General features: G+C 65.5%; 22 protein-coding genes and 1 pseudogene. 17 read left to right on the top strand and 6 right to left on the bottom strand.

Features of this window, described 5'->3' with window-relative positions:
• Window positions 1-44: 44 nt before the first annotated feature.
• Window positions 45-779, bottom strand: coding sequence for a HugZ family protein (locus A3AS_RS0104400; protein WP_026201661.1), 735 nt, complete (start codon window positions 777-779; stop codon window positions 45-47).
• A gap of 241 nt (window positions 780-1020) precedes the next feature.
• On the opposite strand from A3AS_RS0104400, the gene A3AS_RS0104405 reads away from it, so the two are divergent.
• From A3AS_RS0104405 to A3AS_RS0104425, 5 genes are all read left to right on the top strand, one after another.
• Window positions 1021-1722, top strand: a complete 702-nt coding sequence (locus tag A3AS_RS0104405; RefSeq protein ID WP_008542552.1) for a response regulator transcription factor — start codon at window positions 1021-1023, stop codon at window positions 1720-1722.
• A gap of 116 nt (window positions 1723-1838) precedes the next feature.
• Complete coding sequence (locus A3AS_RS0104410; RefSeq protein WP_018316386.1) at window positions 1839-3635, top strand: sensor histidine kinase; 1797 nt, start codon at window positions 1839-1841, stop codon at window positions 3633-3635.
• On the top strand, window positions 3632-4201 hold the full coding sequence (locus tag A3AS_RS0104415; RefSeq protein ID WP_018316387.1) for an HPr kinase/phosphorylase: 570 nt from the start codon (window positions 3632-3634) through the stop codon (window positions 4199-4201). Before A3AS_RS0104410 ends, A3AS_RS0104415 begins: the two co-directional genes overlap by 4 nt.
• A gap of 133 nt (window positions 4202-4334) precedes the next feature.
• Complete coding sequence (locus A3AS_RS0104420) at window positions 4335-4736, top strand: PTS sugar transporter subunit IIA (RefSeq protein WP_007597752.1); 402 nt, start codon at window positions 4335-4337, stop codon at window positions 4734-4736.
• Window positions 4733-5050: an HPr family phosphocarrier protein gene (locus A3AS_RS0104425; RefSeq protein WP_018316388.1), complete on the top strand. Its 318-nt coding sequence runs from the start codon at window positions 4733-4735 to the stop codon at window positions 5048-5050. The genes A3AS_RS0104420 and A3AS_RS0104425 overlap by 4 nt, the downstream gene beginning before the upstream one ends.
• A gap of 127 nt (window positions 5051-5177) precedes the next feature.
• On the opposite strand, the gene A3AS_RS0104430 is transcribed toward A3AS_RS0104425, so the two are convergent.
• The gene (locus A3AS_RS0104430; RefSeq protein WP_026201663.1) at window positions 5178-6803 is read right to left on the bottom strand and encodes a glycosyltransferase family 39 protein; all 1626 of its coding nucleotides are present in this window, start codon (window positions 6801-6803) and stop codon (window positions 5178-5180) included.
• 114 nt (window positions 6804-6917) lie between these two features.
• Here A3AS_RS0104430 and lepA point away from each other — a divergent pair, with 114 nt between their 5' ends.
• Together lepA and A3AS_RS0104440 are read left to right on the top strand one after the other, a co-directional pair.
• Complete coding sequence (lepA, locus tag A3AS_RS0104435) at window positions 6918-8729, top strand: translation elongation factor 4 (RefSeq protein ID WP_026201664.1); 1812 nt, start codon at window positions 6918-6920, stop codon at window positions 8727-8729.
• A gap of 396 nt (window positions 8730-9125) precedes the next feature.
• On the top strand, window positions 9126-10346 hold the full coding sequence (locus tag A3AS_RS0104440; protein WP_018316391.1) for an MFS transporter: 1221 nt from the start codon (window positions 9126-9128) through the stop codon (window positions 10344-10346).
• Between the two features lie 35 nt (window positions 10347-10381).
• Here the strand turns inward: A3AS_RS0104440 and A3AS_RS0104445 are convergent, their stop codons facing one another.
• Together A3AS_RS0104445 and A3AS_RS0104450 are read right to left on the bottom strand one after the other, a co-directional pair.
• Window positions 10382-11047 (bottom strand): NAD(P)-dependent oxidoreductase, encoded by a 666-nt coding sequence (locus A3AS_RS0104445; RefSeq protein ID WP_026201665.1) that lies wholly within the window; start codon window positions 11045-11047, stop codon window positions 10382-10384.
• Window positions 11048-11088: 41 nt separating this feature from the next.
• Window positions 11089-11958, bottom strand: a complete 870-nt coding sequence (locus tag A3AS_RS0104450) for an SDR family oxidoreductase (RefSeq protein WP_018316393.1) — start codon at window positions 11956-11958, stop codon at window positions 11089-11091.
• A 103-nt stretch (window positions 11959-12061) separates the two neighbouring features.
• Between A3AS_RS0104450 and A3AS_RS0104455 the strand changes: the two genes are divergently transcribed.
• From A3AS_RS0104455 to A3AS_RS0104465, 3 genes and pseudogenes are all read left to right on the top strand, one after another.
• Complete coding sequence (locus tag A3AS_RS0104455) at window positions 12062-12955, top strand: LysR family transcriptional regulator (protein WP_018316394.1); 894 nt, start codon at window positions 12062-12064, stop codon at window positions 12953-12955.
• A 128-nt stretch (window positions 12956-13083) separates the two neighbouring features.
• A pseudogene (locus A3AS_RS48860) lies at window positions 13084-13260 on the top strand (acyl-CoA dehydrogenase); the annotation flags it as partial.
• 365 nt (window positions 13261-13625) lie between these two features.
• Window positions 13626-15284 (top strand): amidase family protein, encoded by a 1659-nt coding sequence (locus A3AS_RS0104465; RefSeq protein ID WP_018316396.1) that lies wholly within the window; start codon window positions 13626-13628, stop codon window positions 15282-15284.
• Here A3AS_RS0104465 and A3AS_RS0104470 read toward each other — a convergent pair.
• Window positions 15256-16002 carry a hypothetical protein gene (locus tag A3AS_RS0104470; protein WP_018316397.1) on the bottom strand — a complete coding sequence of 249 codons (747 nt, stop codon included), beginning with the start codon at window positions 16000-16002 and terminating at the stop codon, window positions 15256-15258. The genes A3AS_RS0104465 and A3AS_RS0104470 overlap by 29 nt on opposite strands.
• Before the next feature lie 184 nt (window positions 16003-16186).
• Here A3AS_RS0104470 and A3AS_RS0104475 point away from each other — a divergent pair, with 184 nt between their 5' ends.
• Together A3AS_RS0104475 and A3AS_RS0104480 are read left to right on the top strand one after the other, a co-directional pair.
• Window positions 16187-17344: an acyl-CoA dehydrogenase family protein gene (locus tag A3AS_RS0104475; RefSeq protein WP_018316398.1), complete on the top strand. Its 1158-nt coding sequence runs from the start codon at window positions 16187-16189 to the stop codon at window positions 17342-17344.
• A gap of 172 nt (window positions 17345-17516) precedes the next feature.
• Window positions 17517-17948, top strand: coding sequence for a hypothetical protein (locus tag A3AS_RS0104480; protein ID WP_018316399.1), 432 nt, complete (start codon window positions 17517-17519; stop codon window positions 17946-17948).
• A 36-nt stretch (window positions 17949-17984) separates the two neighbouring features.
• Here the strand turns inward: A3AS_RS0104480 and A3AS_RS0104485 are convergent, their stop codons facing one another.
• Complete coding sequence (locus A3AS_RS0104485) at window positions 17985-20147, bottom strand: bifunctional diguanylate cyclase/phosphodiesterase (RefSeq protein ID WP_018316400.1); 2163 nt, start codon at window positions 20145-20147, stop codon at window positions 17985-17987.
• A gap of 543 nt (window positions 20148-20690) precedes the next feature.
• On the opposite strand from A3AS_RS0104485, the gene mepA reads away from it, so the two are divergent.
• From mepA to modC, 5 genes are all read left to right on the top strand, one after another.
• Window positions 20691-21635, top strand: a complete 945-nt coding sequence (mepA, locus tag A3AS_RS0104490; RefSeq protein ID WP_018316401.1) for a penicillin-insensitive murein endopeptidase — start codon at window positions 20691-20693, stop codon at window positions 21633-21635.
• 189 nt (window positions 21636-21824) lie between these two features.
• Window positions 21825-22328, top strand: coding sequence for a hypothetical protein (locus A3AS_RS0104495; RefSeq protein ID WP_018316402.1), 504 nt, complete (start codon window positions 21825-21827; stop codon window positions 22326-22328).
• 195 nt (window positions 22329-22523) lie between these two features.
• A complete protein-coding gene (modA, locus tag A3AS_RS0104500) occupies window positions 22524-23309 on the top strand; it encodes a molybdate ABC transporter substrate-binding protein (protein ID WP_018316403.1) in 786 nt (261 codons plus the stop codon).
• A 13-nt stretch (window positions 23310-23322) separates the two neighbouring features.
• The gene (gene modB / locus A3AS_RS0104505) at window positions 23323-24018 is read left to right on the top strand and encodes a molybdate ABC transporter permease subunit (RefSeq protein ID WP_018316404.1); all 696 of its coding nucleotides are present in this window, start codon (window positions 23323-23325) and stop codon (window positions 24016-24018) included.
• A 2-nt stretch (window positions 24019-24020) separates the two neighbouring features.
• A complete protein-coding gene (gene modC / locus A3AS_RS0104510; RefSeq protein WP_018316405.1) occupies window positions 24021-24683 on the top strand; it encodes a molybdenum ABC transporter ATP-binding protein in 663 nt (220 codons plus the stop codon).
• The last annotated feature ends 9 nt before the right edge of the window (window positions 24684-24692 follow it).

The raw sequence follows: 24692 nt of genomic DNA on the forward strand, positions 1-24692 counted from the left end.
TCTTGGGTCGCAGCGATGGGGCGCAGCGTTCAAATTGTTGCGTTCTAGTCCATCTTCATGCGCGCTTCGCCAGCGAGGCGAACCAGCATCTTGCGCAGCGATGTGCCGTCGGTCACCCGCTCCGGGAAGTCCAGCCGCAGCGCGATCTGGCCGTCCTGCATGTCGAGGCCTTCCGGATCGCAGCCGGTGCAGCGCCAGTTCCCCGCGGCAGCGCCAAGGAGTTTGGTCGCATAGAGGCCCATGGCGTCGCGATGATCGGCATTCATGTGTTCGACAGCCCCCGCCTCCGCCGCCAGCAGATCCTCGGCGCCGGTGAGGTCTGTGAGGAACTGGGCGGGCTTGAGATCGACGATCCGGCCGAAGCCGGCGACCAGGTGGGTTCCCGTGGGGCGGATCCGGAAGAAAGAGAAATCCTTAAAGGAAACAAAGCCTTCCGCCGACGGATGGGCACTAAGATACCGTCGCTGGAGCAAATCCTTCTCGGCACCGGCCTGCTCCGCCCGGCCGGACAGCATGATCCGGGCGCCTTCCAGCGGATCGCCCGCCGCCCGCTCGTCCAGCATCAGGGAGACCCTGCTGTCGGCGAGAAGGTTCCTTGTATGCACGGCGAGGCCTGAGATCAGCAGGATGGGCGAGCCATCGGGATGGCTGGCCAGATTGACCAGGGAACAATAGGGGTCGCCGCTGCCGGCCATGAGAGTTGCCAGCGCCCCCTGCCGCGATCGCCGCAGCAGGGATTTGGCGAGCTTTGCGGGGTCGAAATCAGGGGTCGGTTGCATCGGCTTTCTCGGCTCAGGTGGTTGCAAGGGGGGCCTTTTTTCGGGTAAACGGGGGCCCGGTTATGGGTCGACATGCGGCGGATCTGCCGTGTTTCGGGGAACTTGGTCACACTTCAGCCCAGCTTGCATTGCTCGGTGACAAGGTTCGAACGCCGACATCGGCACCCATGTATGCGGCGCATCAGTGGATTGCTCGCCGTTTCAAGCCACGACCCAAACGGAAAGCAGAAAGCAGAGGCTCATGCCCACAATCGCTTTGGTCGACGACGACCGCAACATTCTCACATCCGTCTCGATCGCGCTGGAAGCCGAAGGCTACCGCATCATGACCTACACCGACGGCGCTTCCGCGCTTGACGGTTTCCGCACCACCCAGCCCGATCTTGCGATCCTCGACATCAAGATGCCGCGCATGGACGGCATGGAGACGCTGCGCCGGCTCAGGCAGAAGTCCGACCTGCCGGTGATCTTCCTGACCTCCAAGGACGAGGAGATCGACGAGCTGTTCGGCCTCAAGATGGGCGCCGACGATTTCATCCGCAAACCGTTCTCGCAGCGCCTGCTGGTCGAGCGCGTCAAGGCGGTGCTGCGCCGCTCGGCGCCGAAGGATCCGACCGTCGCGCCGAAGGAGAACGACGCCAAGGCGCTCGACCGCGGCCTTTTGCGCATGGATCCGGAACGGCATACCTGCACCTGGAAGAACGAGCCGGTGACGCTGACCGTCACCGAATTCCTGATCCTGCAGGCGCTCGCGACCCGGCCCGGGGTGGTGAAGAGCCGCAACGCGCTGATGGACGCCGCCTATGACGACCAGGTCTATGTCGACGACCGCACCATCGACAGCCACATCAAGCGGCTGCGCAAGAAGTTCAAGGTGGTCGACAACGAGTTCGAGATGATCGAGACGCTCTACGGCGTCGGCTACCGCTTCAAGGAAGCCTGAGGCGCGAGGCGCCTTCACGAACGACGACGAGCATCGCCGGTTCTGATTCCATCGGGACCGGGATCGCTCTAAGGTGTGGGGACCTTCTCAACGCCGTCCTAACACGGGCGTAAGCATTGCTGGACCGAACGCAGCCTGATCCCAACCAGAGCGCCGGCGACGTCGCATCCGACGGCGTTCAGGAGCAGTTTGTCGAAGACAAGCCGCAGGGCTTCCGACCGCTGAACTGGCTCAAGCGCGCCGGGCAATTCTTCTTCGCGCTGTCCTTCTCCAGCCTGACCCGCCGCATCGTCTCGCTCAACCTCGCCGGCCTCGTCGCGCTGGTGGCGAGCATCCTGTATCTGTCGCAATTCCGCGCCGGACTGATCGACGCGCGGGCGCAGAGCCTGCTGGTGCAGGCCGAGATCATCGCCGGCGCGATCGCGGCCTCCGCCACGGTGCAGACCAACGCCATCACCATCGATCCTGACCGGCTGCTCGATCTCAAGCCGGGCGAGACCTATGGCGGCTCGGACGAGTATTCGCCGCTGGACTTCCCGATCAACCCGGAGCGCGTCGCGCCGGTGCTGCGCACGCTGATCTCACCGACCAAGACGCGCGCCCGCATCTACGATCCGAACGGCAGCCTGCTGCTCGACAGCCGCAACCTCGAAAACGTGCTGCGCCTCGACCTGCCGCCGCCGGCCGAGAAGCCCGGCTTCGTCGAGCGCGGCATGGTCGCGGTGCGCACCTGGCTGAACCGCGGCGACCTGCCGCTTTATCGCGAGCTCGGCCCCGAGAACGGCAACGGCTATGCCGAGGTGGGCGATGCGCTCCAAGGCCAGAAGCGCTCGATGGTGCGGGTCAATGCCCGCGGCGAGGTGATCGTCTCGGTCGCGGTCCCCGTGCTGCGCTCGCGCGCGATCCATGGCGCGCTGATGCTGTCGACGCAAGGCGACGACATCGACCAGATGGTCACCGCCGAACGGCTCGCCATCCTGAAAGTCGGCGGCGTCGCGGCCGCCGTCATGATCATGCTGTCGCTGCTGCTTGCGAGCACGATCGCCGGGCCCGTGCGCCGGCTTGCCGACAGCGCCGAGCGCGTCCGCCGCCGCATCAAGGCCCGCATCGAGATCCCCGATTTCACCCGCCGCCGCGACGAGATCGGCCATCTCTCCGGCGCCCTGCGCGACATGACGAGCGCGCTCTACAGCCGCATCGAGGCGATCGAGATGTTCGCCGCCGACGTCGCCCACGAATTGAAGAATCCGCTGACCTCGCTGCGCTCGGCGGTCGAGACGCTGCCGCTGGCGCGCAACGAGAACAGCCGTGCGCGCCTGCTCGAGGTGATCGAGCACGACGTCAAGCGGCTCGACCGCCTGATCTCCGACATCTCCGACGCCAGCCGCCTCGATGCCGAATTGCAGCGCCAGGATGCGATCCCGGTCGATTTGCGTCGCCTGCTGACGACGCTGGTGTCCGTCGCCAACGAAACCAAGCTCGGCCACGACGTCGCGGTCGAGACGCGCTTCGAGGGCCGCAGCCCGACCGACACCTTCGCCGTGAGCGGTCACGATTCACGGCTCGGGCAAGTGGTCTCCAACCTGCTCTCCAACGCGCAGTCGTTCTCCGAACCTGGCAGCAAGGTGCGCCTCACCTGCCGCCGCGCACGCGGGGAGATCGAGATCGTGGTCGACGACGACGGCCCCGGCATTCGCGACGACGCGCTGGAACGCATCTTCGAGCGCTTCTACACCGACCGTCCGCATCAGGGTTTTGGCCAGAACTCCGGCCTCGGCCTGTCGATCTCCAAGCAGATCATCGACGCCCATGGCGGGCGCATCTGGGCCGAGAACCGTGCAGGCCCGCCGGATGACGAGGGCGTGCCGACGATCACCGGCGCGCGCTTCGTGGTGAGGCTGCCGGCGCTATGAGCCAAGGCAGCTTGAAAGAAGGCAGCTTGAACGAAGGCAGCTTAAACGAAGTCGGGCCGAGCGTTCACGCCTCCGCAGTCAAGATCGGACAACGGGCGGTGCTGATCCGCGGTCCCTCGGGCTCCGGCAAGTCGCGCCTTGCCTTTGATTTGATCATGGCCGGACGCTCGGGCGTGATCGAAAGGGCCGTTCTGGTCGGGGATGACCGTGTCCATCTGGCGACAGTCGGCGATGAAATTGAAGTCCGCCCCGCGCCGGTATTGGCTGGCCTGATCGAGATCCGGGGCCTCGGGATCCGCCGCTGCGACTTCGTGGAGCATGCGACCGTCGGTCTCGTTGTCGATCTGGATGCCGCGGACGCCGAGCGCCTGCCTGCGACGGATTCGCTGAAAACCCTCATTTCCGGTGTCGAAATACCGCGAATCCCGGTTGGCCGCGGATATTCACCCCTCCCACTGGTTGTTGCGGCCTTGACCACTACCAAGAGTTCATCTTCCGTTAACCCCTCAGGCGATTGTTTGAAGGGAAATGGTAACCATATGAACCCCACTATCGCGACCGAATAGACCGGCGCAGCTCCCCTCATCCATCCGTCTAGATTCAGGGAGATACGCAACATCCCCTCTTGCGCAGGGGCTCTGGATGGTCAAAGTGGCGCGTTCGTGCGGTGCACCAAAAGCGCCCGCGAGGAGTTTTCCGATGATTGGTCTAGTACTTGTGACCCACGGGCGCCTTGCCGACGAATTCAAGGCAGCGCTTGAACATGTCATGGGCCCACAAAAGCAAATCGAAGCGATCACGATCGGCGCCGAAGATGATTCCGATCTCTGCCGAAGTGACATCATCGAGGCGGTTAACCGCGTCGATTCCGGCGACGGCGTTGCGATCCTCACCGACATGTTCGGCGGTACGCCGTCGAACCTTGCAATATCCTGCATGAGCCGGCCCAAGGTCGAAGTGCTCGCGGGCATCAACCTGCCCATGCTGGTCAAGCTCGCCAAGGTGCGCGAGGAGCGTCCGCTGCCCGACGCGATCGCGATGGCCCAGGAAGCAGGCCGCAAATACGTCACCATCGCCAGCCGCGTGCTCGCCGGCAAATGAGCGACGAGGCGCCACAAGCGGGGACAGGCGTGCCCGCGGGCGCGATCTCCAAGGACCTCCTGATCATCAACAAGCGCGGCCTGCATGCGCGAGCCTCCGCGAAATTCGTCCAGGCCGTCGAGCGCTTCGATGCGCAGGTCTGGGTGACGCGCGGCGGCGAGACCGTCGGCGGCACCTCGATCATGGGCCTGATGATGCTTGCCGCAGGGCCCGGCACGACGATCACCGTCGCCGCCGCCGGCACGGACGCGGAAGCTGCGCTCGCGGCGATCACCGAGCTCGTTGAAAGCAAGTTCAACGAGGAAGGGATCTGAGCCGCGCGATCGGTTGCCGTAGGGTGGGCAAAGCGAAGCGTACCCACGACTTTTCTGCGATCAGCGCGAGATGGTGGGCACGGCGCTTCGCGCCTTTGCCCACCCTACGAGACCGAGAACGCCGCAATCACTTCGCCGGCGGCGCGATGTAGACGTTCCAGCTCATCGCCGGGCCGGCCTTGCCGTGGGTGAAGCGGCGCGTGGTCATGACGATGCGCTCGGCGTTCGGCGCGACCTCCGAAACCCACTTCTCGAACTTGGGCAGGCGTTCGTCGGTCGCATCGACCACGCCGATGAAGCCGTATCTCTTGACGTCGTCGAGCGAGGTCAGCCCCGACGCCCACGCCTCGTTCGGCGTGAACGGGCTGGGGTGATCGGGGCTGTAGAACACCATCGGCTGGATCGTCTCCATCGTTCCAGCAACGACCGCCCAGCGCGAGGCGAAGCGCGCGTGCCAGGCCTGGGTCAGCTCGCGCGCGAGCTCCGAGCGCGCGCCATAGGTCGCCGTGTTGCCGGCATTGGCCGTCATCTCGCGCGCGGCGATCCAGGGCGAGGCGGCGAGCGTGGCAACGCTGAGCACGAGCCAGATCGCAGCGATGTTGAACAGGCTCGCGCTCTGCACCCGCAGCGTGGGAATCGCGACCAGCGCGAGCGGCACCAGGAAGAACAGCGAGATGCCCCAATCGGTCTTCAGGTAGACGCCAAAGACCAGCGCGCCGAGCGGCGGGCCGAATGCGACGATGATCTGGATCATCCACACGTTCAGCGCCTGCGAGACATTGACGCCCGGATTGGCGCCGCGCGCCCAGGCGCGCGTGACGATGCGCAGAGGTGCTCGCACGAGCAACGTCATCCACGGCGGCACCAGCGCCATCGCGAGCCCGGCCAGCGCCACCGGCAATGCCAGCAGTCCGAGATTATGCAGCATGTAGCCGGTGACGAGCTGATGCACCTGGCCGCTGTCCGCGAGGCTGTAGGTGTCGCCGGCATAGGTCAGCGGCACGAAATGCGCCTCGGCCAGCCAGACCACGTGCGGGATCATCGCCACGACCATCGTCGCGATCGCGGCCCACGGCGCCGGCGAACCCAAAAATCTCATCCGCTCCGGATGGATCAGCGCGGCAAGGCCGATGGCGCCGATCATGGTCAGCACCCAATATTTGGTCATCAGCGCCAGCGCGCCGGCAAGGCCGAGCAGGACGCCGGACTGCCAGCTCCGCTTCTCGAATGCATTGAGATAGGCGAGCACCAGCAGCGGCAGGGTGACGAGCTGGAGCAGATCCGGGTTGTATTTGAAACCCTTGAAATTGAAGATCGGGTAGAGCGCGACCATCACCACGACCAGGAACGCGCGCCGCGCATCCACCACGCGCAAGGCAACCAGCCAGCAGATCACCATGCCGGCGCTGACCGTCGCCATCGCCAGCGCATAGGTCGCCCAGTCCGCCGCCGGGAACAGCTTGAACCAGAGCCCGGCGACCCAGCCCGACAGCGGCGGGTGCTTGCCATAGCCCCACAGGAATTTCTGGCCCCAGCCATAGGCTTCTGCGACGTCCATGTGAACGTCCTGCGCTGCCTTCAGATTGATCAGGATGAAGGTCCAGAGCACCGCATGCAGGATGGCGAGCTGGATCACCAGCCACAATCTCGCCTCGGGGCGGACCGCGCAGGCAACCAGCCAGGCCCGGAAGCGGGCAAAGCTCGGGCGGGCCTTCGTGCGCACTCCAGGGGTGGGAAGAGACGTGGTCGACATGGGCGCTTGCCTAGCGCGTTTTGGCCCATCGTGGAATCAGCTTGGCGTGAAGAAAGGCCCTGAAATTACAGCAATATGGTTGCCGCACGGGGATGTGAGTGGTATCCCGCGCCCATGACGACCGTCCCCATTTCCAACATCCGCAATTTCTCCATCGTCGCCCATATCGACCATGGCAAATCGACGCTGGCCGACCGCCTGATCCAGATGACCGGCGGCCTCTCCGACCGCGAGATGGCGGGCAAGGAGCAGGTGCTCGATTCCATGGACATCGAGCGCGAGCGCGGCATCACCATCAAGGCGCAAACCGTGCGCCTGCAGTATCGCGCCAAGGACGGCAAGGACTACATCTTCAACCTGATGGACACGCCCGGCCATGTCGACTTCGCCTACGAAGTCTCGCGGTCGCTGGCGGCCTGCGAAGGTTCCCTGCTGGTGGTCGACGCCAGCCAGGGCGTCGAGGCGCAGACGCTTGCCAACGTCTACCAGGCGCTCGACAACAATCACGAGATCGTCCCGGTCCTGAACAAGGTCGATCTTCCCGCGGCCGAGCCCGAGAAGATCAAGCAGCAGATCGAGGACGTCATCGGCATCGATGCCTCCGACGCGGTGATGATCTCGGCCAAGACCGGCCTTGGCGTGCCGGACGTACTGGAAGCCATCGTCACCCGCCTGCCGCCTCCGAAGGGCGACCGCAATGCGACTCTGAAGGCGCTGCTGGTCGACAGCTGGTACGACGTCTATCTCGGCGTCGTCGTTCTCATCCGCGTCGTCGACGGTGTCATGAAGAAGGGCAGCCGCGTGCGCATGATGGGCACGGGCGCGGCCTATGACGTCGAACGCGTCGGCTTCTTCACGCCGAAGATGCAGCAGGTCGACGAGCTCGGCCCCGGCGAGATCGGCTTCATCACCGCCGCGATCAAGGAAGTCGCCGACACCCGCGTCGGCGACACCATCACCGACGACAGGAAGCCGGTGACGGAGATGCTGCCGGGCTTCAAGCCGGCCATCCCAGTGGTGTTCTGCGGCCTGTTCCCGGTCGACGCCGACGATTTCGAAACGCTGCGCGGCGCCATGGGCAAGCTGCGCCTCAACGACGCCAGCTTCTCGTTCGAGATGGAAACGTCGGCCGCACTCGGCTTCGGCTTCCGCTGCGGCTTCCTCGGCCTGCTGCACCTCGAGATCATCCAGGAGCGGCTGTCGCGCGAGTTCGATCTCAATCTGATCGCGACGGCGCCGAGCGTCATCTACAAGATGAAGCTGACCGACGGCACCGAGATCGAGATCCACAATCCCGTCGACATGCCTGACGTGGTCAAGATCGCCGAGATCCAGGAGCCCTGGATCGAGGCCACGATCATGACGCCCGACGAATATCTCGGCAGCGTGCTGAAGCTGTGCCAGGACCGCCGCGGCTCGCAGAAGGAGCTGACCTATGTCGGCTCCCGCGCCATGGTGAAATACGATTTGCCGCTCAACGAAGTCGTGTTCGACTTCTACGACCGGCTCAAATCGGTCTCCAAGGGCTACGCCTCGTTCGACTATCATCTCACCGACTACAAGCCGGCCGACCTCGTCAAGATGCAGATCCTCGTCAACAACGAGCCGGTCGACGCGCTCTCGATGCTGGTCCACCGCACCCGCGCGGAGGGGCGCGGCCGTGCCATGGTCGAGAAGATGAAGGAGCTGATCCCGCCGCACATGTTCCAGATCCCGATCCAGGCGGCGATCGGCGGCAAGGTGATCGCCCGCGAGACGGTCCGCGCGCTGCGCAAGGACGTCACCGCAAAGTGCTACGGCGGCGACATCACGCGTAAGCGCAAGCTTCTGGAGAAGCAGAAGGAAGGCAAGAAGAAGATGCGGCAGTTCGGCAAGGTCGACATCCCGCAGGAAGCTTTCATTGCCGCGCTGAAGGTGGATAGCTGAGGCGGGCTGGCTTTCACAGTCACATCAGCCGCCGTCATGCCCGGGCTCGTCCCGGGCATTTGCGTTTTGGTCGGGACCCGGCAAAACAAAAATATCGAAAACAACCCCATGCACAGTAGACGAGCGCTTGTTCGGATTGGAGTTTTCGATTTTTTAGAAAATAGATTTGACCCATCGGGCAAAGCAGTAGCATGATGGCATTGCGCAATTGCGCATCTGAGAATTCATCGTACAGCAGACAACACGGAGAGATGGATTCCGGGTTCGCACCAAGTGGCGCGCCCCGGAATGACGACGGTTACGAAAGCGCGCAGCCGCCAGCCTTGCCCTCCACCGCCAGATAGGCCACCATCCCCGCGCGCATCACCAACAAAGCCAACAGCGCCGAGGAAACGCATGAGCAAGCCGTCACGCTTCGACTATGGCTGGGTCGTTGTCGCCGCGGGTGCGCTGATGACGTGTGTCGGGTTCGGCACGATGCTGTCGCTGGCGGTGTTTCTGCAGCCGATCTCGGAAGCGATGGGCTGGTCGCGCGCCGGCGTCTCGGCGGCGGCGACGCTGGATTTCCTCTGCATGGGATTTGCCGCGTTCCTGTGGGGTACGCTGTCGGACCGTTTCGGCACCCGTATCGTGGTGCTCGCGGGAAGCGTTCTGCTGGGGCTTGGTCTCGTCACCGCAAGCCAGGCGACAAGCCTGTGGCAATTCCAGCTTTGCTTCGGTGTGCTGATCGGCATAGCGGCCGGCAGCTTCTACGCACCGATGATGGCGCTTGCGAGCGCGTGGATCGAGACCAACCGCAGCCTTGCGGTGGCGCTGGTCTCCGCCGGCATGGGCGTGTCGCCGGTGACCATCGCGCCGACCGCGAGCTGGCTGATCACGACCTATGACTGGCGCACCGCGATGCTGGTGATCGGCATCGCTGCGTGGGCGCTGCTGATCCCCGCCTGCTTCCTGGTGCGCCCGGCGCCGGTGGCGGCGGGCGCCGCCGGTGCAGACTCGGCGCCGGAGGTCGAGCTGACCGCGGCGCAGGCGCTGCGCACGCCGCAATTCATCGCGCTCGCCGCGGCACATTTCGCCTGCTGCGCAGCGCATTCCGGCCCGATCTTCCACATGGTGTCCTATGCGATGGTCTGCGGCATCGCTCCGCTCACGGCGGTGACGGTCTACAGCGTCGCCGGCGTCTCAGGCCTCGGCGGCCGCCTGCTGCTGGGCGCCCTCGCCGATCGCATCGGCGCAAAGCCCGTGCTGGTCGGCGGCCTGCTCGTGCAGGCGATGTGCATCGCGACCTATCTCGCGGTGGCGCAGCTCGGCGAATTCTACGCGCTCTCGGTGGTGTTCGGCCTCGCCTATGGCGGGGTGATGCCGCTCTATGCGGTCCTGGTCCGCGAATTCTTCGGCGCGCGCATCATGGGCACCGTGTTCGGCGCAGTGTCGGCCTTCGCCAGCCTCGGAATGGCGCTCGGGCCGTGGGCCGGCGGGCTCGTGTTCGACAATTTCCAGCGCTACACATGGCTACACGCCGGCTCCTTCGCGATCGGGCTCGCCGCCGTCGCAGTGGCGCTGGGCTTCCCGACGAAACGCAGACCATCGCTCGAGCTGGGCCGCGCTGCGGCGTGAGGAGGCAACGTGCAAGCCAGCCGTTGATCACGCGCTCACCACGTGATCAACGGCGAACGATGCAGCCAGGTGTCGACCTGCATTTGGTCCAGCACGAATGCCGCAACATCTTCTCGCGAGATGGCTCCGCCATTGAAGCCGCCGAGATCCGTGAGCGCCCGGATCGCGCCGCGGCCGGACTTGTCGTTCAGGACGGCGGGGCGAACGAGAATCCAGTCGAGCCCGCTGTTTCTGACGATCGCTTCCTGCCGGTTCTTGTCGGCATAAACCTTGCGCAGAAGCAGCGGGAAAATCACGCGGTCAAAGACGAAGCCGCCATGGCCGGCACTGTCTCCCGCGCCGATCCCCGTGATGCAGACCAGCCGGAAGACTTGCTCGGCCTTCATCGCGTTCACGAGCGCGCGCGTCGCCGTCGAGAGCAGCGTCACTTCGCGGAATAGGCTCGCTGGGGTACCGAGCGCGCTGACGACGACGTCCTGGCCAGAGACGGCCTCACGCAATGCTTTCTCGTCGCGAGCGTCTCCAACGACGACTCTTGCGCCGCTCGGCTCGCCCGCCTTCCCGGGTGACCGCACCAGCGCGGTCACTTGATGTCCTCGCGCCAGAGCCTGGCTGACGATCCGACGCCCGGTAGGGCCGGTTGCTCCAAGAACCAGCACCTTCAATGGGGCCCTGGCATTATCATCCGCAGAACTGATCATGATGGAATTCCTTGTCGTCGTGGTTGGAGCGCGCTCGTGCCTCAGGCCGAGGCCACGATCCCGGACACGAAGTCGCGATAGGAGCGCAAGGGGCGGCCCAGAAGCGCCGTCAAGCGTTCGACGTCGCCCGCGTCGGGGATCATTCCATCGGTGAGGAAGCGTTCGCTCATCAGCCGCATGTCGAACGCCATCCAGCCCGGCATGAACTGCCTGAGATTCTTCTCGAAGCTGGCAGTATCGTCGCCGCCATAGGCGATCGTGCGCCCCAGCACGTCCGACCAGATGCCGGCGACATCCGCGCCGGTCAGCGTGTGGGGGCCGACGAGATTGATGCGGTCCAGCGGCAGCGGTCCTGCTGCCTGCTCGCGGTGAACCAGCTCGAGGGCTGCGATCTCGCCGATGTCGCGCACGTCGATCATGGCGAGGCCTTTGCTGCCGATCGGCATCGGGTAGACGCCGTATCCGGTCACCACGTCCTTGATCGTGAGTTCGTTCTGCATGAAGTAGGCTGGGCGCAGGATGGTGGCATTGAAGCCCATTTGCTCGATCATCCGCTCGACGCCGAACTTGCCCGCGAAGTGTGGCACGTTCACGTAGAGGTCGCTGTGGATCACCGAGAGATAGACGACCCGTTCAACGCCGGTCTCGCGAGCCAGGTTAAGCGTGATCAGCGCCTGCGTGAATTCATCCGGCACGACTGCGTTGAGCAGAAATAAGGTGGAGACACCTGCGAGAGCGTCGCGAAGCGCATCGACGTCGAGCAGATCGCCTTGCGCGACCGTGACGCCTGCTGGGAAGCTGGCCTTCGCGGGATCGCGGACGAGCGCGCGCACGTCGGCGCCGCGCTTGACGAGCTGTTCGACGACCTGGCGGCCGACAGCGCCTGTGGCGCCGGTAACGAGGATGGTCATGGGGATCACTCCGGTTTGGGGTTGGAAGACACCCGGAAACTAGCGATCCAAATTCGAACCAATAGATGCTATATCTGGACGGACTGTCTTACTGGTGGAACGAATGGACCTGCTCGCACTTGCCGATTTCAACCTCGTGGCCCGGCACGGAGGGTTCGGACGGGCCGCACGGGCTGCCGGGCGCCCAAAAGCAACGCTTTCCCGCCGGGTGGCGGAACTGGAGAGCAGCCTCGATCTGCGCCTTTTCGAGCGCGGAGCACGCTTGCTGAAGCTCACCGAGGAAGGCCGGGCGCTGTACGAGCGGACGGCGGCATTGCTCGCCGAGCTTGACGAGACGGCAACCGCGATCGCTTCAGGTGGAGACAAGCCGCGAGGCAGTTTGCGGATCAGCGCGCCATTGCTCATCTCGCAAACCGCCATGGGCAAGCTCGCCGCCGGGTTCGCGCTCAGATATCCGGAGGTCCGGCTCGAGATCACGACGGAAGACAGGGCCGTCGACATGGTGGAGGAAGGTTATGACCTCGTGATCCGGGTCAATCCGAATCCGGATGAGAGCCTCGTCGGACGAGTTTTCCTGCGCGATCGGCTGGCGGTCGTCGCAAGCCCGAAACTTGCTCTACCCGCGAGCGATATCGCTGTTCCCGTGGTAGTGCGCGGGGCGAGCGACCAGACCGCGATCTGGGAGATGACGGCACCGGCTGGACCACCGCGAATTAAAGTTGATCCGGTCCTTCACTTGTCGTCGCTTGTCATGGTTCGCGATGCAGTGCGGGCAGGTGTGGGAGCCGGTCGATTGCCTGTGTCGCTCGTGAGTCACGATCTCGCGGCCGGCACGCTGGTGCATTGGGGCGACGTCGATGGACCGGAGATCGCCTTATGGGCACTCTACCCATCGCGACGACTGCTGAGCGCTCGTGTATCCGCCTTCCTCGATTATCTCAAAGATGCCTTTCCCACGGGAACGCCGGACGAACTGGCGGCCTATGTCGATGGGTGAGATTTGCAGGTTCTCTGAATGCGGCCGTTGAAGCGAAGTGAACCGCCGTTCCGAACTTGATCCTCCCCGCCAAATAGACCACCATCGCGCATCTCACCGCTCACGGCAGAATGGGCGAGGAAACGCGTATGAACGCAACTCCCGGAGTTGGTCTGGTCGAACGTGCCCGGGCGCTCGCCCCGCTGATTGCGGGCGAAGCAGATGAGATCGAGCGGACGCGGCGGCTGAAGCCGGCCGTCGTCGCCGCGCTGATCGAGAACGGCCTTTATCGTGCCCTGCTGCCGCAGAGCCTCGGCGGTGCGGACGACGCTTCCATCAAGGCTTGCCGTTCCAATGATGCGGCCGCCAATGGCGGCGACGAAGACTGTACGTTTGCCTATCAGTTGCCTGACGGCATCCGGACTGAAGCTGCGCCCGACCCGTTCGATAATCTCGTCCGTGTAGTCCTTTGCGTTCGTCTCGCGCAGCGCATGCAAAATGACCTCGCTGATGCCATCGGCATCATCTTTGCGCGCGGGCCGGATCGTGCACTCCATGGATCGCTCAACTGAAGCCGCTGGAAAGATCGAAATCTCACGCCTGCGCCGCGACCGGCAATCAGCTTGTCGCGCAACCAAACTCAATGCTACCATTGGTAGCATAATGGTCGCAAGCCGCCCGAGAGGACACGATGGACCAGCCGATCCGCGGCGATGCTCGCCTCGCCCCGATTGTCGCCGGCACGGAGGGGCCGGCCGCGCTGGCGCCGGAGCACGCGCCGTTGAGCGAGATCGTCGACGCCTTGTCCGGCGGGCAGCTCACCGCCACCGCGCTGGCCGAACTTTATCTCGCGCGCATCGAGGCCTATGACCGCAACGGCCCCGCGCTCAATTCCGTCCGCGCGCTCAATCCCGATGCGCGCGCGATCGCGGCCGAGCTGGACGACATCAAGCCATCGGTCGGGCGGCCGCTGGCCGGCGTGCCGATATTGTTGAAGGACAACATCGCCACCGGCGACAAGCAGCGGACCACGGCAGGCTCGCTGGCGCTGGAAGGCGCGCGCGCCAGGGACGACGCAACCCTCGTCAAGCTGCTGCGCGACGCCGGCGCGGTGATCCTCGGCAAAGCGAACCTGACCGAGTTCGCCAACATGCTCGCGGTCGACATGCCCTCGGGCTATTCGTCGCTAGGCGGTCAGGTGAAGAACCCTTACGCGCCGGCGCTGGCGGACGAACACGGCATCCCGGTCGTGCAGCCAGGCGGATCGAGCTCGGGGTCGGCGGTCGCCGTGGCGGCCGGCCTGTGTGCGGCGTCGATCGGCACCGAGACCTCGGGCTCGTTGCTGTTCCCCGCCAGCCAAAACGGTCTCGTCACCGTGAAGCCCACCGTCGGACTGATCAGCCGCGCCGGCATCCTGCCGCTCGCGCACAGCCAGGACACCGCGGGGCCAATGACGCGCACCGTGCGCGACGCGGCGCTGCTGCTGAACGTGCTGGCCGCCAGGGACCCGCTCGATCCGGCGACGCAGAAGCAGCGGCGGCCCGTCGACTTCACCGCGGGCCTTGCCGCCGACGCTATCAAGGGCGCGCGCATCGGCGTGCCGAGCGACCCCGCCGATCCCTTGAACGATTGCTATTACGGCAAGCTGCCGCCCGACTGGATCAAGGTGATGACCGAGACGATCAAGGTGCTGGAGGATCTCGGCGCCGTCATCGTACGCGCCAACATGCCGACGCTGGGCTGGATCGGCGGGCCGGGCACGACCATGGCCGTGCTCAACCGCAATCCACTGAGCGCACACAAGGGCACCATCGCGAGGCCGCCGGTCGTCTTCCTCTACGAGCTGAAGCACGATCTCAACCTCTATTTGAGGGATTGGGCGACCGGCACGGACATCAAGACCATCAGCGACGTCATAGCCTTCAACGAAGCGAATGCGGGGAAGGCGTTGCGCTTCGGTCAGGACCATCTCCTGGCCGCTGACTTGACCAGGGGCGATTTGAGCGAGCGTGAGTACAAGTCGGCACGTGCCATGGACCTGCTCTCGGCCAAGACGCGCGGCATGGATGCTTACATGAACCAGCACAAGCTCGACGCCGTGCTGTTCGCCGGCGCCACGGGCGCCGCGATTGCCGCCAAGGCAGGCTATCCCAGCGTCATGGTGCCGGGCGGCATCGTCTCGGGGACAACGGAGGGCAAGGACACGCCCGATTATCCGCTCGGCGTCGCCTTCGCAGGGAGAGCCTGGAGTGAGCACAAGCTGCTGCGGCTGGCCTATGCGTTCGAGCAGGCGACTCACGCCCGCAAGCCGCCGCCGGGGTTCAATTCACCGCTCGCAGCGCGGCAGTAAAGGCGGCAAGATCGGTTCGCGCCGTTTCGTCCGGTGCCCACCTCGGAAGGTCGGCAAGCTGCTCGATCACGCGGGCCCGATCCTGCGGCAGCAGGAAGCTCGCCCAGACCTCGCGGGTGTCGCGGATGGCTGCGGCGACCAGGCGGGCGTTGGCGGGCGTGCCGGCGCCCTGGATCGCCGCGCAGACGGTGCCCAGGATGAATTCGGCGGCGCTCCGGCGGAAGCCCGTAAATCCATCCTGGCGGATACGGGTGCGCTGCTCCGGCGCGAGGCTCGCCATGAACAGCTCGCCCGCAACCGCCTCGCGCGCCATGCCGCGGATGGCAAAGTTCATCGCCGCCGCGTACTGGTCGCCATACTCGGTCATGTTGCGCTGGAGCGCCGCAAGATCGGGCTGCGCCCCCGGCTTCGCGCCATAGAGCGCGAACAGCTTGGAGGTCGCGTTGGCGGCGTCCATCCACTCCATCAGCCAGCTCATGTCGCTCGCCTTCGCCGGCGGCAACGCCTCCAGGGCCTCGACATCGAACACGCGGCCGAGCAGCGCGGTGGTCTCCGGCCGGGTCAGGTCGGGACGCTCTCCCTTTTTCGCCACGCCTTCGACATAGGCCCGGAACATCCGCGCGGCCTCGCCCGCGGCGGCGGCATCACGGGGTCCATCCTGCGCCAACGCCGGCGAAGCGAGCGCGAGCAGGACGATGAGGATTCTGACGATCGGCATGGGCAACCTCATGCGGCGACACGTTCGTGGCGATGATGGTTGTTCGTCGCGAGCCGCGTTGCCGAGGTTCACGGCCCCGGCCATCTTGCGGCGCGTGCGGAGATGGCCGCACCTTGATCCTCCCCGTCAAATAGACCACCATCCTGTCCTCACCGCTCACGACAGAAGGGGCGAGGACACGCGAATGTCGGAGTTTCCCGGATATGATCTCGTCGAACGTGCCCGCGCCATCGCGCCGCTGATCGCGGGCGAAGCAGATGAGATCGAGCGGACGCGGCGGCTGACGCCTTCCGTGGTCGCGGCGCTGATCGAGAACGGATTCTATCGCGCCCTCCTCCCACGGAGCCTTGGCGGTGCGGAAGTCTCCATCGAAGCCTTCATGCAGATGCTGGAGGCAATCGCGAAGGCCGATGCGTCCACGGCCTGGTGTCTCGGCCAATGCAGCGTCTGCGCGATGATCGCGGCTTCGCTCGATCGCGATACCGCGCAGGAGATCTTCAACACCGCGCCCGGCATCCTCGCCTGGGGCGCGATCGCGCATGAGGCGCGCGCGGTCGGCGGCGGCTATCGCGTCACGGCGCGCTGGGATTTTGCCTCGGGCTCGCGGCAGGCGAGCTGGCTGGGCGCGCATGTGCGCATTCTCGGGACTGACGGCACGCCGCGCAGGAACGCCGATGGCTCGCCGGAAGTGCGCACGATCCTGTTTCCGGTTGCGAGCGCGACGTTGCACGACGTCTGGCAGGCGATCGGGCTCGCCGGCACGGGCACCGATTCCTACGAGGTGAACGACCTCTTCATCCCCGAACGCTTCACGGCGTTTCGCGACGTGCCGTCAGGCTTGCGCGAGACGGGGCCGCTCTACAGGATCGGCACCGGCGCTGCCTTCAGCCTCGGCTTTGCCGCGGTGTCGCTCGGCGTGGCACGCGCGACGCTGGATGCAGCGATTGCACTTGCGCGCGAAAAGCGCCCGTCACTGGCGGCCGGCGCGATGCGCGGCAACGCGGCGGTGCAGGGGCTGATCGGCCGCACCGAAGGCGATTTGCGCGCCGCGCGCGCCTATCTCTATGCGACCGCGACCGCGATGTGGCGCGAGCTGTCCGCGACGGGCGAGTTCAGCGCCGCGCACCGCAGCGCGGTGCGACTGGCCGCGACCTGGACCATCCATCAATCGGCACGTGTGGTCGACACCGCCTATCACATGGCCGGCGCGACCGCGGTGTTTCGCAGCAACCCGTTCGAACGCCGATTTCGCGACATGCACGCGATCGCGCAGCAGATCCAGGCGCGGGATAGCCATTACGAGGATGTGGGGAAGGCAATCCTGTCAACGCCCGAGCCGTGATCCGCTTGTCGGCTCAAGCTCGGTGCGCGCCGAGCGACGGCGGCCGATCGCGGACACGTTGGCTAGATCCATAGGGTTGCTCAACGCATTTTGATCACACCCTTCGGCAGCCTAAGGTAGCGTCTCACAACAGCATAATCTGCAGGACACGCCCAGACAAAAGGGAGGTGATATGCGCCGGATTCCAACCCTGATCGGTACGATCCTCTTCACGTTGGTCATGGCGGCATCCGCTTCTGCGGAAAAGGTCTATTATCTTCACGACCCCGGCGGAAACACCGCCGCGCATATCTACACCTACACACACGTCAACGCAGAATATGATCGCGTGGTGATCGACGGTCGTTGCAAGTCGTCTTGCACAACGGTCCTGGGGGTCGTTCCCCTCGACAAGATCTGCATTGCCCCGAGCGGCTATTTCATGTTTCACGCCGCGCATCACGGCGACCGCAGCATCAACCCCGGCGAGACTCAGTTGATGATGTCGTCCTATGCGCCCGCGGTGCGGGACTGGGTGATGAAGCACCACGCGCTCGAACAGGTCGACCCGTACACGTACCTGTACGCCCGGAATGTGACGTTCATCCGCCACTGTCGCCGGTAGCCCCGAACTTCAACCTGGAAGCGGACGCTCCAAGATCTACGCCACCAGCGCGGCGTCCTCGCCGTCGATGCCGCGCTGCGCGGCGAGCAGGCTGATGATCTCGGCGTTGGGCCGGGCCTTGCTGAACAGGAAGCCCTGGCCTTCGTCGCAGCCCTCGGTGCGCAGGCAGCTGAGCTCGGCTTCGGTCTCGACACCTTCGGCGGTGATGGTGACGCCAAGACCCTTCCCGAGGCTGACGATGGAGCGGATGATCGCCTGGGCCTCGCGGTTGGCCCCTAAATCGCGCACGAACGACTGGTCGATCTTGATCTTGTCGAACGGAAAACTGCGCAAATAGCTGAGGCTGGAATAGCCGGTGCCGAAATCGTCCATCGAGATGCGCACCCCGAGCGCGCGCAAGGCATGCAGCGTCGCCAGCACCTGCGCGCTCTTCTCCAGCAGCAGCGTCTCGGTGATCTCGAGCTCGAGCCGCCGCGGCGGCAGGCCGGAATGCCTCAGGGCGTCCGTCACGATCGAAAGCAGATTGCCGCTGCGGAACTGCAGCGGCGACAGGTTGACGGCGACGCGGACGTCGTCCGGCCAGGTCGCGGCATCGAGGCACGCCCTGCGCAGCATCAGCCCGCCGAGCGGATTGATCAGGCCGGTATCCTCGGCGACCGGAATGAACTCGGCCGGCGAGACCATGCCGCGCTCGGCATGCGGCCAGCGCACCAGCGCCTCGAAGCCGGTGATGCGGCCGCTCTGCAGGTCGATCAATGGCTGATAGTAAGGGCGCAGCACGTCGTTCTGGATCGCGCCGCGCAGCTCGACCTCGATCTTGCGGCGGCTCTGCGCCTTGGCATCGAGCGCGGCCTCGAAGAAGGCGAAGGTGCCGCGCGCGTCCAGCTTGGCGCGCGACAGCGCCATGTCGGCGCTCTTTAGCAGCTTTTCGGAATCATCGCCGTCGCCCGGCGCCATCGCGATGCCGATCGAGGCGCCGATCACCACGGAATGGCCGTCGAGCAGATAGGGATCGGCGATCGCCGCGAGCAGACGTTTTGCCAGCATCACCGCGTCCTCAGGACGCGTCAGGCCGCTCTGCACGATCGCGAACTCGTCGGAGTTGAGCCGCGCCAGCGCGTCTTCCTCGCGCAAGGTGGAGCGCAGCCGCTTGGCGACGCCGCGCAGCAGCTTGTCGCCGACCGCGTGTCCTAGCGTGTCGTTGACCGACTTGAAACTGTCGAGCCCCAGCATCAGCAGCGCGACCTTGTCGGTGCTGCGTCGCGTGTGCAGCAGCATCTCGTCCACCTGCTGGCGCAGCAGGCTGCGGTTGGGCAGGCCGGTCAGGCCGTCGTGCTGGGCCATGAAGGCGAGCCGAGCCTCGGCGCGCTTGCGCTCGGTGATGTCCATCAACGCGAGCAGCACAGCCGGCCGCTCGGCATAGGTCAATTCGCGGGAATAGATCGCAAGGTCGATCAGCGCGCCGTCGGCCTTGACGTGCTTCCAGGTGCGGCCGGCCTGCTCCTCGCCGGTCGAGCTGGCGGTCCAGGGCGGCTCGCTGTCGAAAGCCTGCAGCGAGCGGATCTTCAACCGCTCGAACTCGGCGCGGCTGTAACCGTAATGCGCGACCGCGGCGTCGTTGACGCCGAGGATGCGCTCGTCGTCCAGCGCGCAGACGATCATGGGAACGGGATTGCCGTCGAACAGCAGGCGGAACGAGGCCTCGCGCTGCTTCAACTCGGTGATGTCGACGCGCAGGCCGACGACGCCGCCATCGTCGGTCAGGCGCTCGTCGATCAGGATGACGCGGCCGTCCGACAGCTTCTGCTCGTGGCGCGTGCCGGGCTGATAGAGCCTTTGCAGGCGCTCGGCGATCCACTCGTCCTCGTGGCCGATCGCCTCAGGATAATCGCCGCGGGCAACGCCGATGCGCAGCGTGTCTTCGAGACGCGCGCCCTCTTCGAACAGATCGGCGGTCTTGCTGTAGATCTCGGCGTATTTCTTGTTCCAGAGGACGTAGCGGCCTTCGGCGTCGAGAAACACGATGCCTTGCGGCAGGATGTCGACGGCCTGGCGCAGGCGCTCGTGGGATTTGCGCGCGTCCGCGATCGCAGCTTCCGCCTCGGCGCGGCTGCGCAGGACTTCATCGCGCTCCGAAAGGGCGTGCGGCGCGCGCGCGAAGCGCGGCTTGCGCGGCGATTGGCCGGCCCGGGCAAGCACGCTTTGCTTTCGTTTTCTTGTTTTTCGAGACCCCAAACCCAACTTCACTCGTCCCAGTCGCGCCCAACGGCGCAAGTTTTGGGGCAAGTGTCTGAAAAAAAAGTAATCTTGGGTGGTCCGGCCGGACGCGGCCGCGCCTTGCAGCGGCTGTAGACCGGATCGATTTGCCTGTTTGAGAGGCGCAGCAGCGTCACAGGGCGCGGCAAACCTGTTGCCTCGCCGCTATCGCAGAAAAACGCGACGCAAATATGCGCGCTATTCATGATTCAATTCCGAAAATGCATCGGCTTGCATGCCGGCGGAAAACGGTCCTCGCTCCGCGCATGAATTTTGGTCAATGCAGGATACGGTTATCGCACTGTTAAGAATCCGGCTGGCTCCACGAAAAAACTACGACTTTTGGACGACCTTGTTGGACGTGGGATCGACATGCCGGGCGCGCCTTCGCGCTGGGGCAACGGTCGTCAAGACGCTGTGAGATCGTCCGCCGCAGCACAGCCCGATTCTTAACCCCGACGCCGTGTTGGGTTATAAGGGCTGCGCATGAGTCCCCGCCGCCTCACCCCTCTCCTGGTTTTAGCGACGTTCCTGACCGCCGGCGGCGCGCTGGCCCAGGACAAGGGCAGCGTCACCCCGAAGCCGCTGCCGCCGCTGGCCAATCCCAACGACCCCGATCTCGCCGCCAAGGAGCTGTTCGCGCGCAAGCTGCTGCCGTCGAAGGGGGCGGCCCATGTCATCGGCTCCTACACCAAGGGCTGCATCGGCGGCGCCGAGCAGATGCCGCTCAACGGCGACAATTGGCAGGTGATGCGGCTGTCGCGCAACCGCAGCTACGGCCACCCCGAGATGATCGCGCTGATCAAGCGGCTCGCGGCCAAAGCGCGCAAGGACGCGGGATGGCCGGGCATCCTGGTCGGCGACATCGCTCAGCCGCGCGGCGGCCCGGCGCTGTCGGGCCACGCCAGCCACCAGATCGGCCTCGATGCCGACATCTGGCTGACGCCGATGCCGGACCGCCGCCTCTCGCGCGAGGAACGCGAGGACATGTCGGCGGTGATGATGGTGCGCCAGGACCGGCTCGACATCGATCCAAAAGTGTTCACGTCAGGCCATGTGCTGGTGCTGCGCGACGCGGCTCGGGAGCCGGCGGTGCAGCGCATCTTCGTCAACGCCGCGATCAAGAAGGCGCTGTGCCGCGAGGCCAAGGGCGACCGCGCCTGGCTCTCGAAGATCCGCCCCTGGTGGGGCCACGATTACCATTTCCACATTCGCATGCGCTGCCCAGCGGGCGCCGGCGAATGCGAGGGCCAGCCGTCGCAGGCCGAGGACGAAGGCTGCAAGCCCGCCGATCTCGCCTATTGGTTCTCCGACGCGGTGCTGCACCCCAAGCCGCCGCCGGAGCCGCCAAAACCGAAACCGCCGATGACGCTGGCGCAGATGCCGGCAGCATGCAAAGCGGTGCTGCATGGGGCGGATGCAAAGCCGTAGTGTGAGTGGGTCGCGCTGCCGCCGTCGTCCCGGAATGACGAACTCGTTGGTTGGTTCGCGTCATAATAATGCGCTAGGATGACCTCGCCGCTCAGCCGTAAGCCCGCGGCATCTCCGGGACGCGCATCCCGTCGAACAAGCCTGACCGCAAGCCTCGCACCGCTCGCGCGGCCAACGATGGGATTTCACATGCGCGTCTTTGCCTTCCTCGCTGCGCTCTCGTTCGGCGCGACCTCCGCTCTCGCCGCTGAAGAACCGAGCGGCTGCGACAAGTTCAAATGGCCGATCGAGCGCGAGCGCGCCGCGCTCACCGCGCCGGACCGCACAACGCTCGCATCGGGCAGCGAGCAGGCGAGCTTGCCCTCCTCGGCCATCACGCTGGGACTGGTTGCCCCAAGCGAGGCAAAACTGCCGACGCCGCCGGAGCGCGCGCCCAAGGACGGCAGCTTCGCCGGCTTCACCAGCGTCAAGTCCGCCACGGCCGGGCTCTACACGATCAGCCTGTCCGCCGGCGCCTGGATCGACGTGGTCCAGGATGGGCATGTTCTCAAGCCCGTGGCCTTCAGCGGTGCGACCGATTGCGGCGGCATCCGCAAGTCCGTGAAATACGAGCTCTCGGCGCAGCCTTTCGTCCTTCAGCTCAGCGGCGCCAAGGAGAATTCGGTCGGGATCGCGATCCTGCCGGCGCAATAGGCCCGCCCGGCCGGACAGGCGGCCACCCTTTGACCTCGGGCGCCAGCCTGCTATCTTCGCAATTGCGATATCCCTGCCGGCCGTAAGCCGCAGCCGGGCCCCGTGGAGCAGCGCTTCCACCCGTCGCGACCTGACCCACCAACGCCAGACCTGTGCGTGCATCTTGCGCGCGCGGACTCGCACGGAGCGCTCCCCATGTTACGCATTTGTCGACTTTTCACCGCCCTCGTGATCCTCGCAAGCGCGAGCCTTTCGCCGGCCGCCGCCGAGGACAAGACCATCACCGTGTTCGCCGCGGCGTCGATGAAGAACGCGCTCGACGAGATCGATGCCGCCTACACCGCCAGGACCGGCGTCAAATTCTCGGTCAGCTATGCCGCGAGCTCGGTGCTGGCGCGGCAGATCGAGCAGGGTGCGCCGGCCGACGTGTTCGTCTCCGCCGACACCGACTGGATGGACTACGCGATCGCCAGGAAGACCATCAACGAGCCTTCCAGAGTCAATCTGCTCGGCAACAGCATCGTGCTGATCGCGCCGAAGGATTCCAAGATCGACAACGTCACGATCGCGCAAGGTTTTGATCTCGCTAAGCTCGCCGGTGACGGCAGGATCGCAACCGGCGACGTCAAGTCGGTGCCGGCAGGCAAATATGCCAAGGCCGCGCTTGAGAAGCTCGGCGCATGGCAGGCCGCAGAGCCGAAATTCGCGATGGCCGAGAGCGTGCGCGCCGCGCTGACGCTGGTGGCGCGCGGCGAGGCCAACCTCGGCATCGTCTATGCCACCGACGCCAAGGTCGAGCCCGGCGTCAAGATCGTCGGCACCTTCCCGGCGGAGTCGCATCCCGCGATCATCTATCCGGTCGCCGCGACCACGACGGCGAAGGACGGGACCAGCGACTATCTCGCCTTCCTGCGCTCCTCCGCCGCCAAGACCATTCTGGAAAAATACGGCTTCAAGTTCCTGGTCAGCCCGACAATCTGATATTCACCACTTGATGTCAGACATCTCTCCCGCCGAATGGACCGCGATCCTGCTCTCGCTCAGGGTCGCGATCATCGCAACGCTGGTGGCGACGCCGTTCGGCATTGCGCTGGCGTGGCTGCTTGCCCGCAAGGACTTTTGGGGCAAGTCGATGCTCGACGCATTCGTGCATCTGCCCCTGGTGCTGCCGCCTGTCGTCACCGGTTATCTCCTGCTCCTCACCTTCGGCCGCAAGGGACTCGTCGGCGGCTTCCTGGCCGACACTTTCGGCATCGTCTTCGCCTTCCGCTGGACCGGAGCGGCGCTTGCCTGCGGCCTGATGTCGTTCCCGCTGCTGGTGCGCCCGATGCGGCTGTCGATCGAGGCGATCGACCGCCGGCTCGAGCAGGCCGCCGAGACGCTCGGAGCCGCGCCATGGAAAGTGTTCTTTACGGTGACGCTGCCCTTGGCGCTGCCCGGCGTGCTCGCCGGCATGGTGCTGGGCTTTGCCAAGGCGATCGGCGAGTTCGGCGCCACCATCACCTTCGTCTCCAACATTCCCGGCGAGACCCAGACGATTTCCTCGGCGATCTATTCGCTGATCCAGACGCCGGACGGTGACGCCGCGGCCGGCCGGCTCGTGATCGTCTCGATCGTGCTGGCGCTGGGCGCACTGATCGCCGCCGAATGGTTCGCTCGCCGCGCTACGCAGCGTCTGCACGGGAATTGACCATGCTGCGCGTCGACGTCGAGAAGCAACTCGGTGAATTCTCGCTTCAAGCATCCTTCACCGGCGAGGGCCGCGTCATCGGCCTGTTCGGCGCCTCGGGCGCCGGCAAGACGTCGCTGGTCAACATGATCGCGGGGCTGCTGCGGCCGGACCGCGGCACCATCGTGCTCGACGGCGAAACCGTCGACGACACCGCGGCCGGCATCCATGTCCCGGCCTGGCGCCGCCGCATCGGCTATGTGTTCCAGGACGCACGGCTATTCCCGCATCTCAACGTCGCGCAGAATCTCGACTATGGACGGCAGATGAACCGCCTGGCGCCGGATTCGGCGCAGCACAAGCGCGTCGTCGACCTGCTTGATATCGGTAACCTGCAGGGCCGCCGTCCCGGAAAGCTCTCCGGCGGCGAGCGCCAGCGCGTCGCGCTCGGACGCGCGCTGCTGGCAAAACCGCGCCTGCTGCTGCTCGACGAGCCGCTCGGCGCGCTCGACGAGGGCCGCAAGCTCGAGATCCTGCCTTATCTGGTGCGGCTGCGCGACGAGGCGAACGTGCCGATGGTCTATGTCAGCCACGACGCCGCCGAGCTGCGCCAGCTCGCGACGCAGATCGTGATGCTGAAACAGGGGCGGGTGACGAGTTTTGGCGGAGTGAAGGTGCTGATGTGAGGGCGTAGC

The sequence above is a fragment of the Bradyrhizobium sp. WSM2793 genome, from assembly GCF_000379585.1.
Classification (GTDB): Bacteria; Pseudomonadota; Alphaproteobacteria; order Rhizobiales; family Xanthobacteraceae; genus Bradyrhizobium.

What these genes read in the sequence shown, in the direction of transcription:
- A3AS_RS0104400 (WP_026201661.1), bottom strand. Translation starts at nt 779, where the DNA reads ATGCAACCGACCCCTGATTTCGACCCCGCAAAGCTCGCCAAATCCCTG.
- A3AS_RS0104405 (WP_008542552.1), top strand. Translation starts at nt 1,021, where the DNA reads ATGCCCACAATCGCTTTGGTCGACGACGACCGCAACATTCTCACATCC.
- A3AS_RS0104415 (WP_018316387.1), top strand. Translation starts at nt 3,632, where the DNA reads ATGAGCCAAGGCAGCTTGAAAGAAGGCAGCTTGAACGAAGGCAGCTTA.
- A3AS_RS0104420 (WP_007597752.1), top strand. Translation starts at nt 4,335, where the DNA reads ATGATTGGTCTAGTACTTGTGACCCACGGGCGCCTTGCCGACGAATTC.
- A3AS_RS0104425 (WP_018316388.1), top strand. Translation starts at nt 4,733, where the DNA reads ATGAGCGACGAGGCGCCACAAGCGGGGACAGGCGTGCCCGCGGGCGCG.
- A3AS_RS0104430 (WP_026201663.1), bottom strand. Translation starts at nt 6,803, where the DNA reads ATGTCGACCACGTCTCTTCCCACCCCTGGAGTGCGCACGAAGGCCCGC.
- lepA (WP_026201664.1), top strand. Translation starts at nt 6,918, where the DNA reads ATGACGACCGTCCCCATTTCCAACATCCGCAATTTCTCCATCGTCGCC.
- A3AS_RS0104440 (WP_018316391.1), top strand. Translation starts at nt 9,126, where the DNA reads ATGAGCAAGCCGTCACGCTTCGACTATGGCTGGGTCGTTGTCGCCGCG.
- A3AS_RS0104445 (WP_026201665.1), bottom strand. Translation starts at nt 11,047, where the DNA reads ATGATCAGTTCTGCGGATGATAATGCCAGGGCCCCATTGAAGGTGCTG.
- A3AS_RS0104450 (WP_018316393.1), bottom strand. Translation starts at nt 11,958, where the DNA reads ATGACCATCCTCGTTACCGGCGCCACAGGCGCTGTCGGCCGCCAGGTC.
- A3AS_RS0104455 (WP_018316394.1), top strand. Translation starts at nt 12,062, where the DNA reads ATGGACCTGCTCGCACTTGCCGATTTCAACCTCGTGGCCCGGCACGGA.
- A3AS_RS0104465 (WP_018316396.1), top strand. Translation starts at nt 13,626, where the DNA reads ATGGACCAGCCGATCCGCGGCGATGCTCGCCTCGCCCCGATTGTCGCC.
- A3AS_RS0104470 (WP_018316397.1), bottom strand. Translation starts at nt 16,002, where the DNA reads ATGCCGATCGTCAGAATCCTCATCGTCCTGCTCGCGCTCGCTTCGCCG.
- A3AS_RS0104475 (WP_018316398.1), top strand. Translation starts at nt 16,187, where the DNA reads ATGTCGGAGTTTCCCGGATATGATCTCGTCGAACGTGCCCGCGCCATC.
- A3AS_RS0104480 (WP_018316399.1), top strand. Translation starts at nt 17,517, where the DNA reads ATGCGCCGGATTCCAACCCTGATCGGTACGATCCTCTTCACGTTGGTC.
- mepA (WP_018316401.1), top strand. Translation starts at nt 20,691, where the DNA reads ATGAGTCCCCGCCGCCTCACCCCTCTCCTGGTTTTAGCGACGTTCCTG.
- A3AS_RS0104495 (WP_018316402.1), top strand. Translation starts at nt 21,825, where the DNA reads ATGCGCGTCTTTGCCTTCCTCGCTGCGCTCTCGTTCGGCGCGACCTCC.
- modA (WP_018316403.1), top strand. Translation starts at nt 22,524, where the DNA reads ATGTTACGCATTTGTCGACTTTTCACCGCCCTCGTGATCCTCGCAAGC.
- modB (WP_018316404.1), top strand. Translation starts at nt 23,323, where the DNA reads ATGTCAGACATCTCTCCCGCCGAATGGACCGCGATCCTGCTCTCGCTC.
- modC (WP_018316405.1), top strand. Translation starts at nt 24,021, where the DNA reads ATGCTGCGCGTCGACGTCGAGAAGCAACTCGGTGAATTCTCGCTTCAA.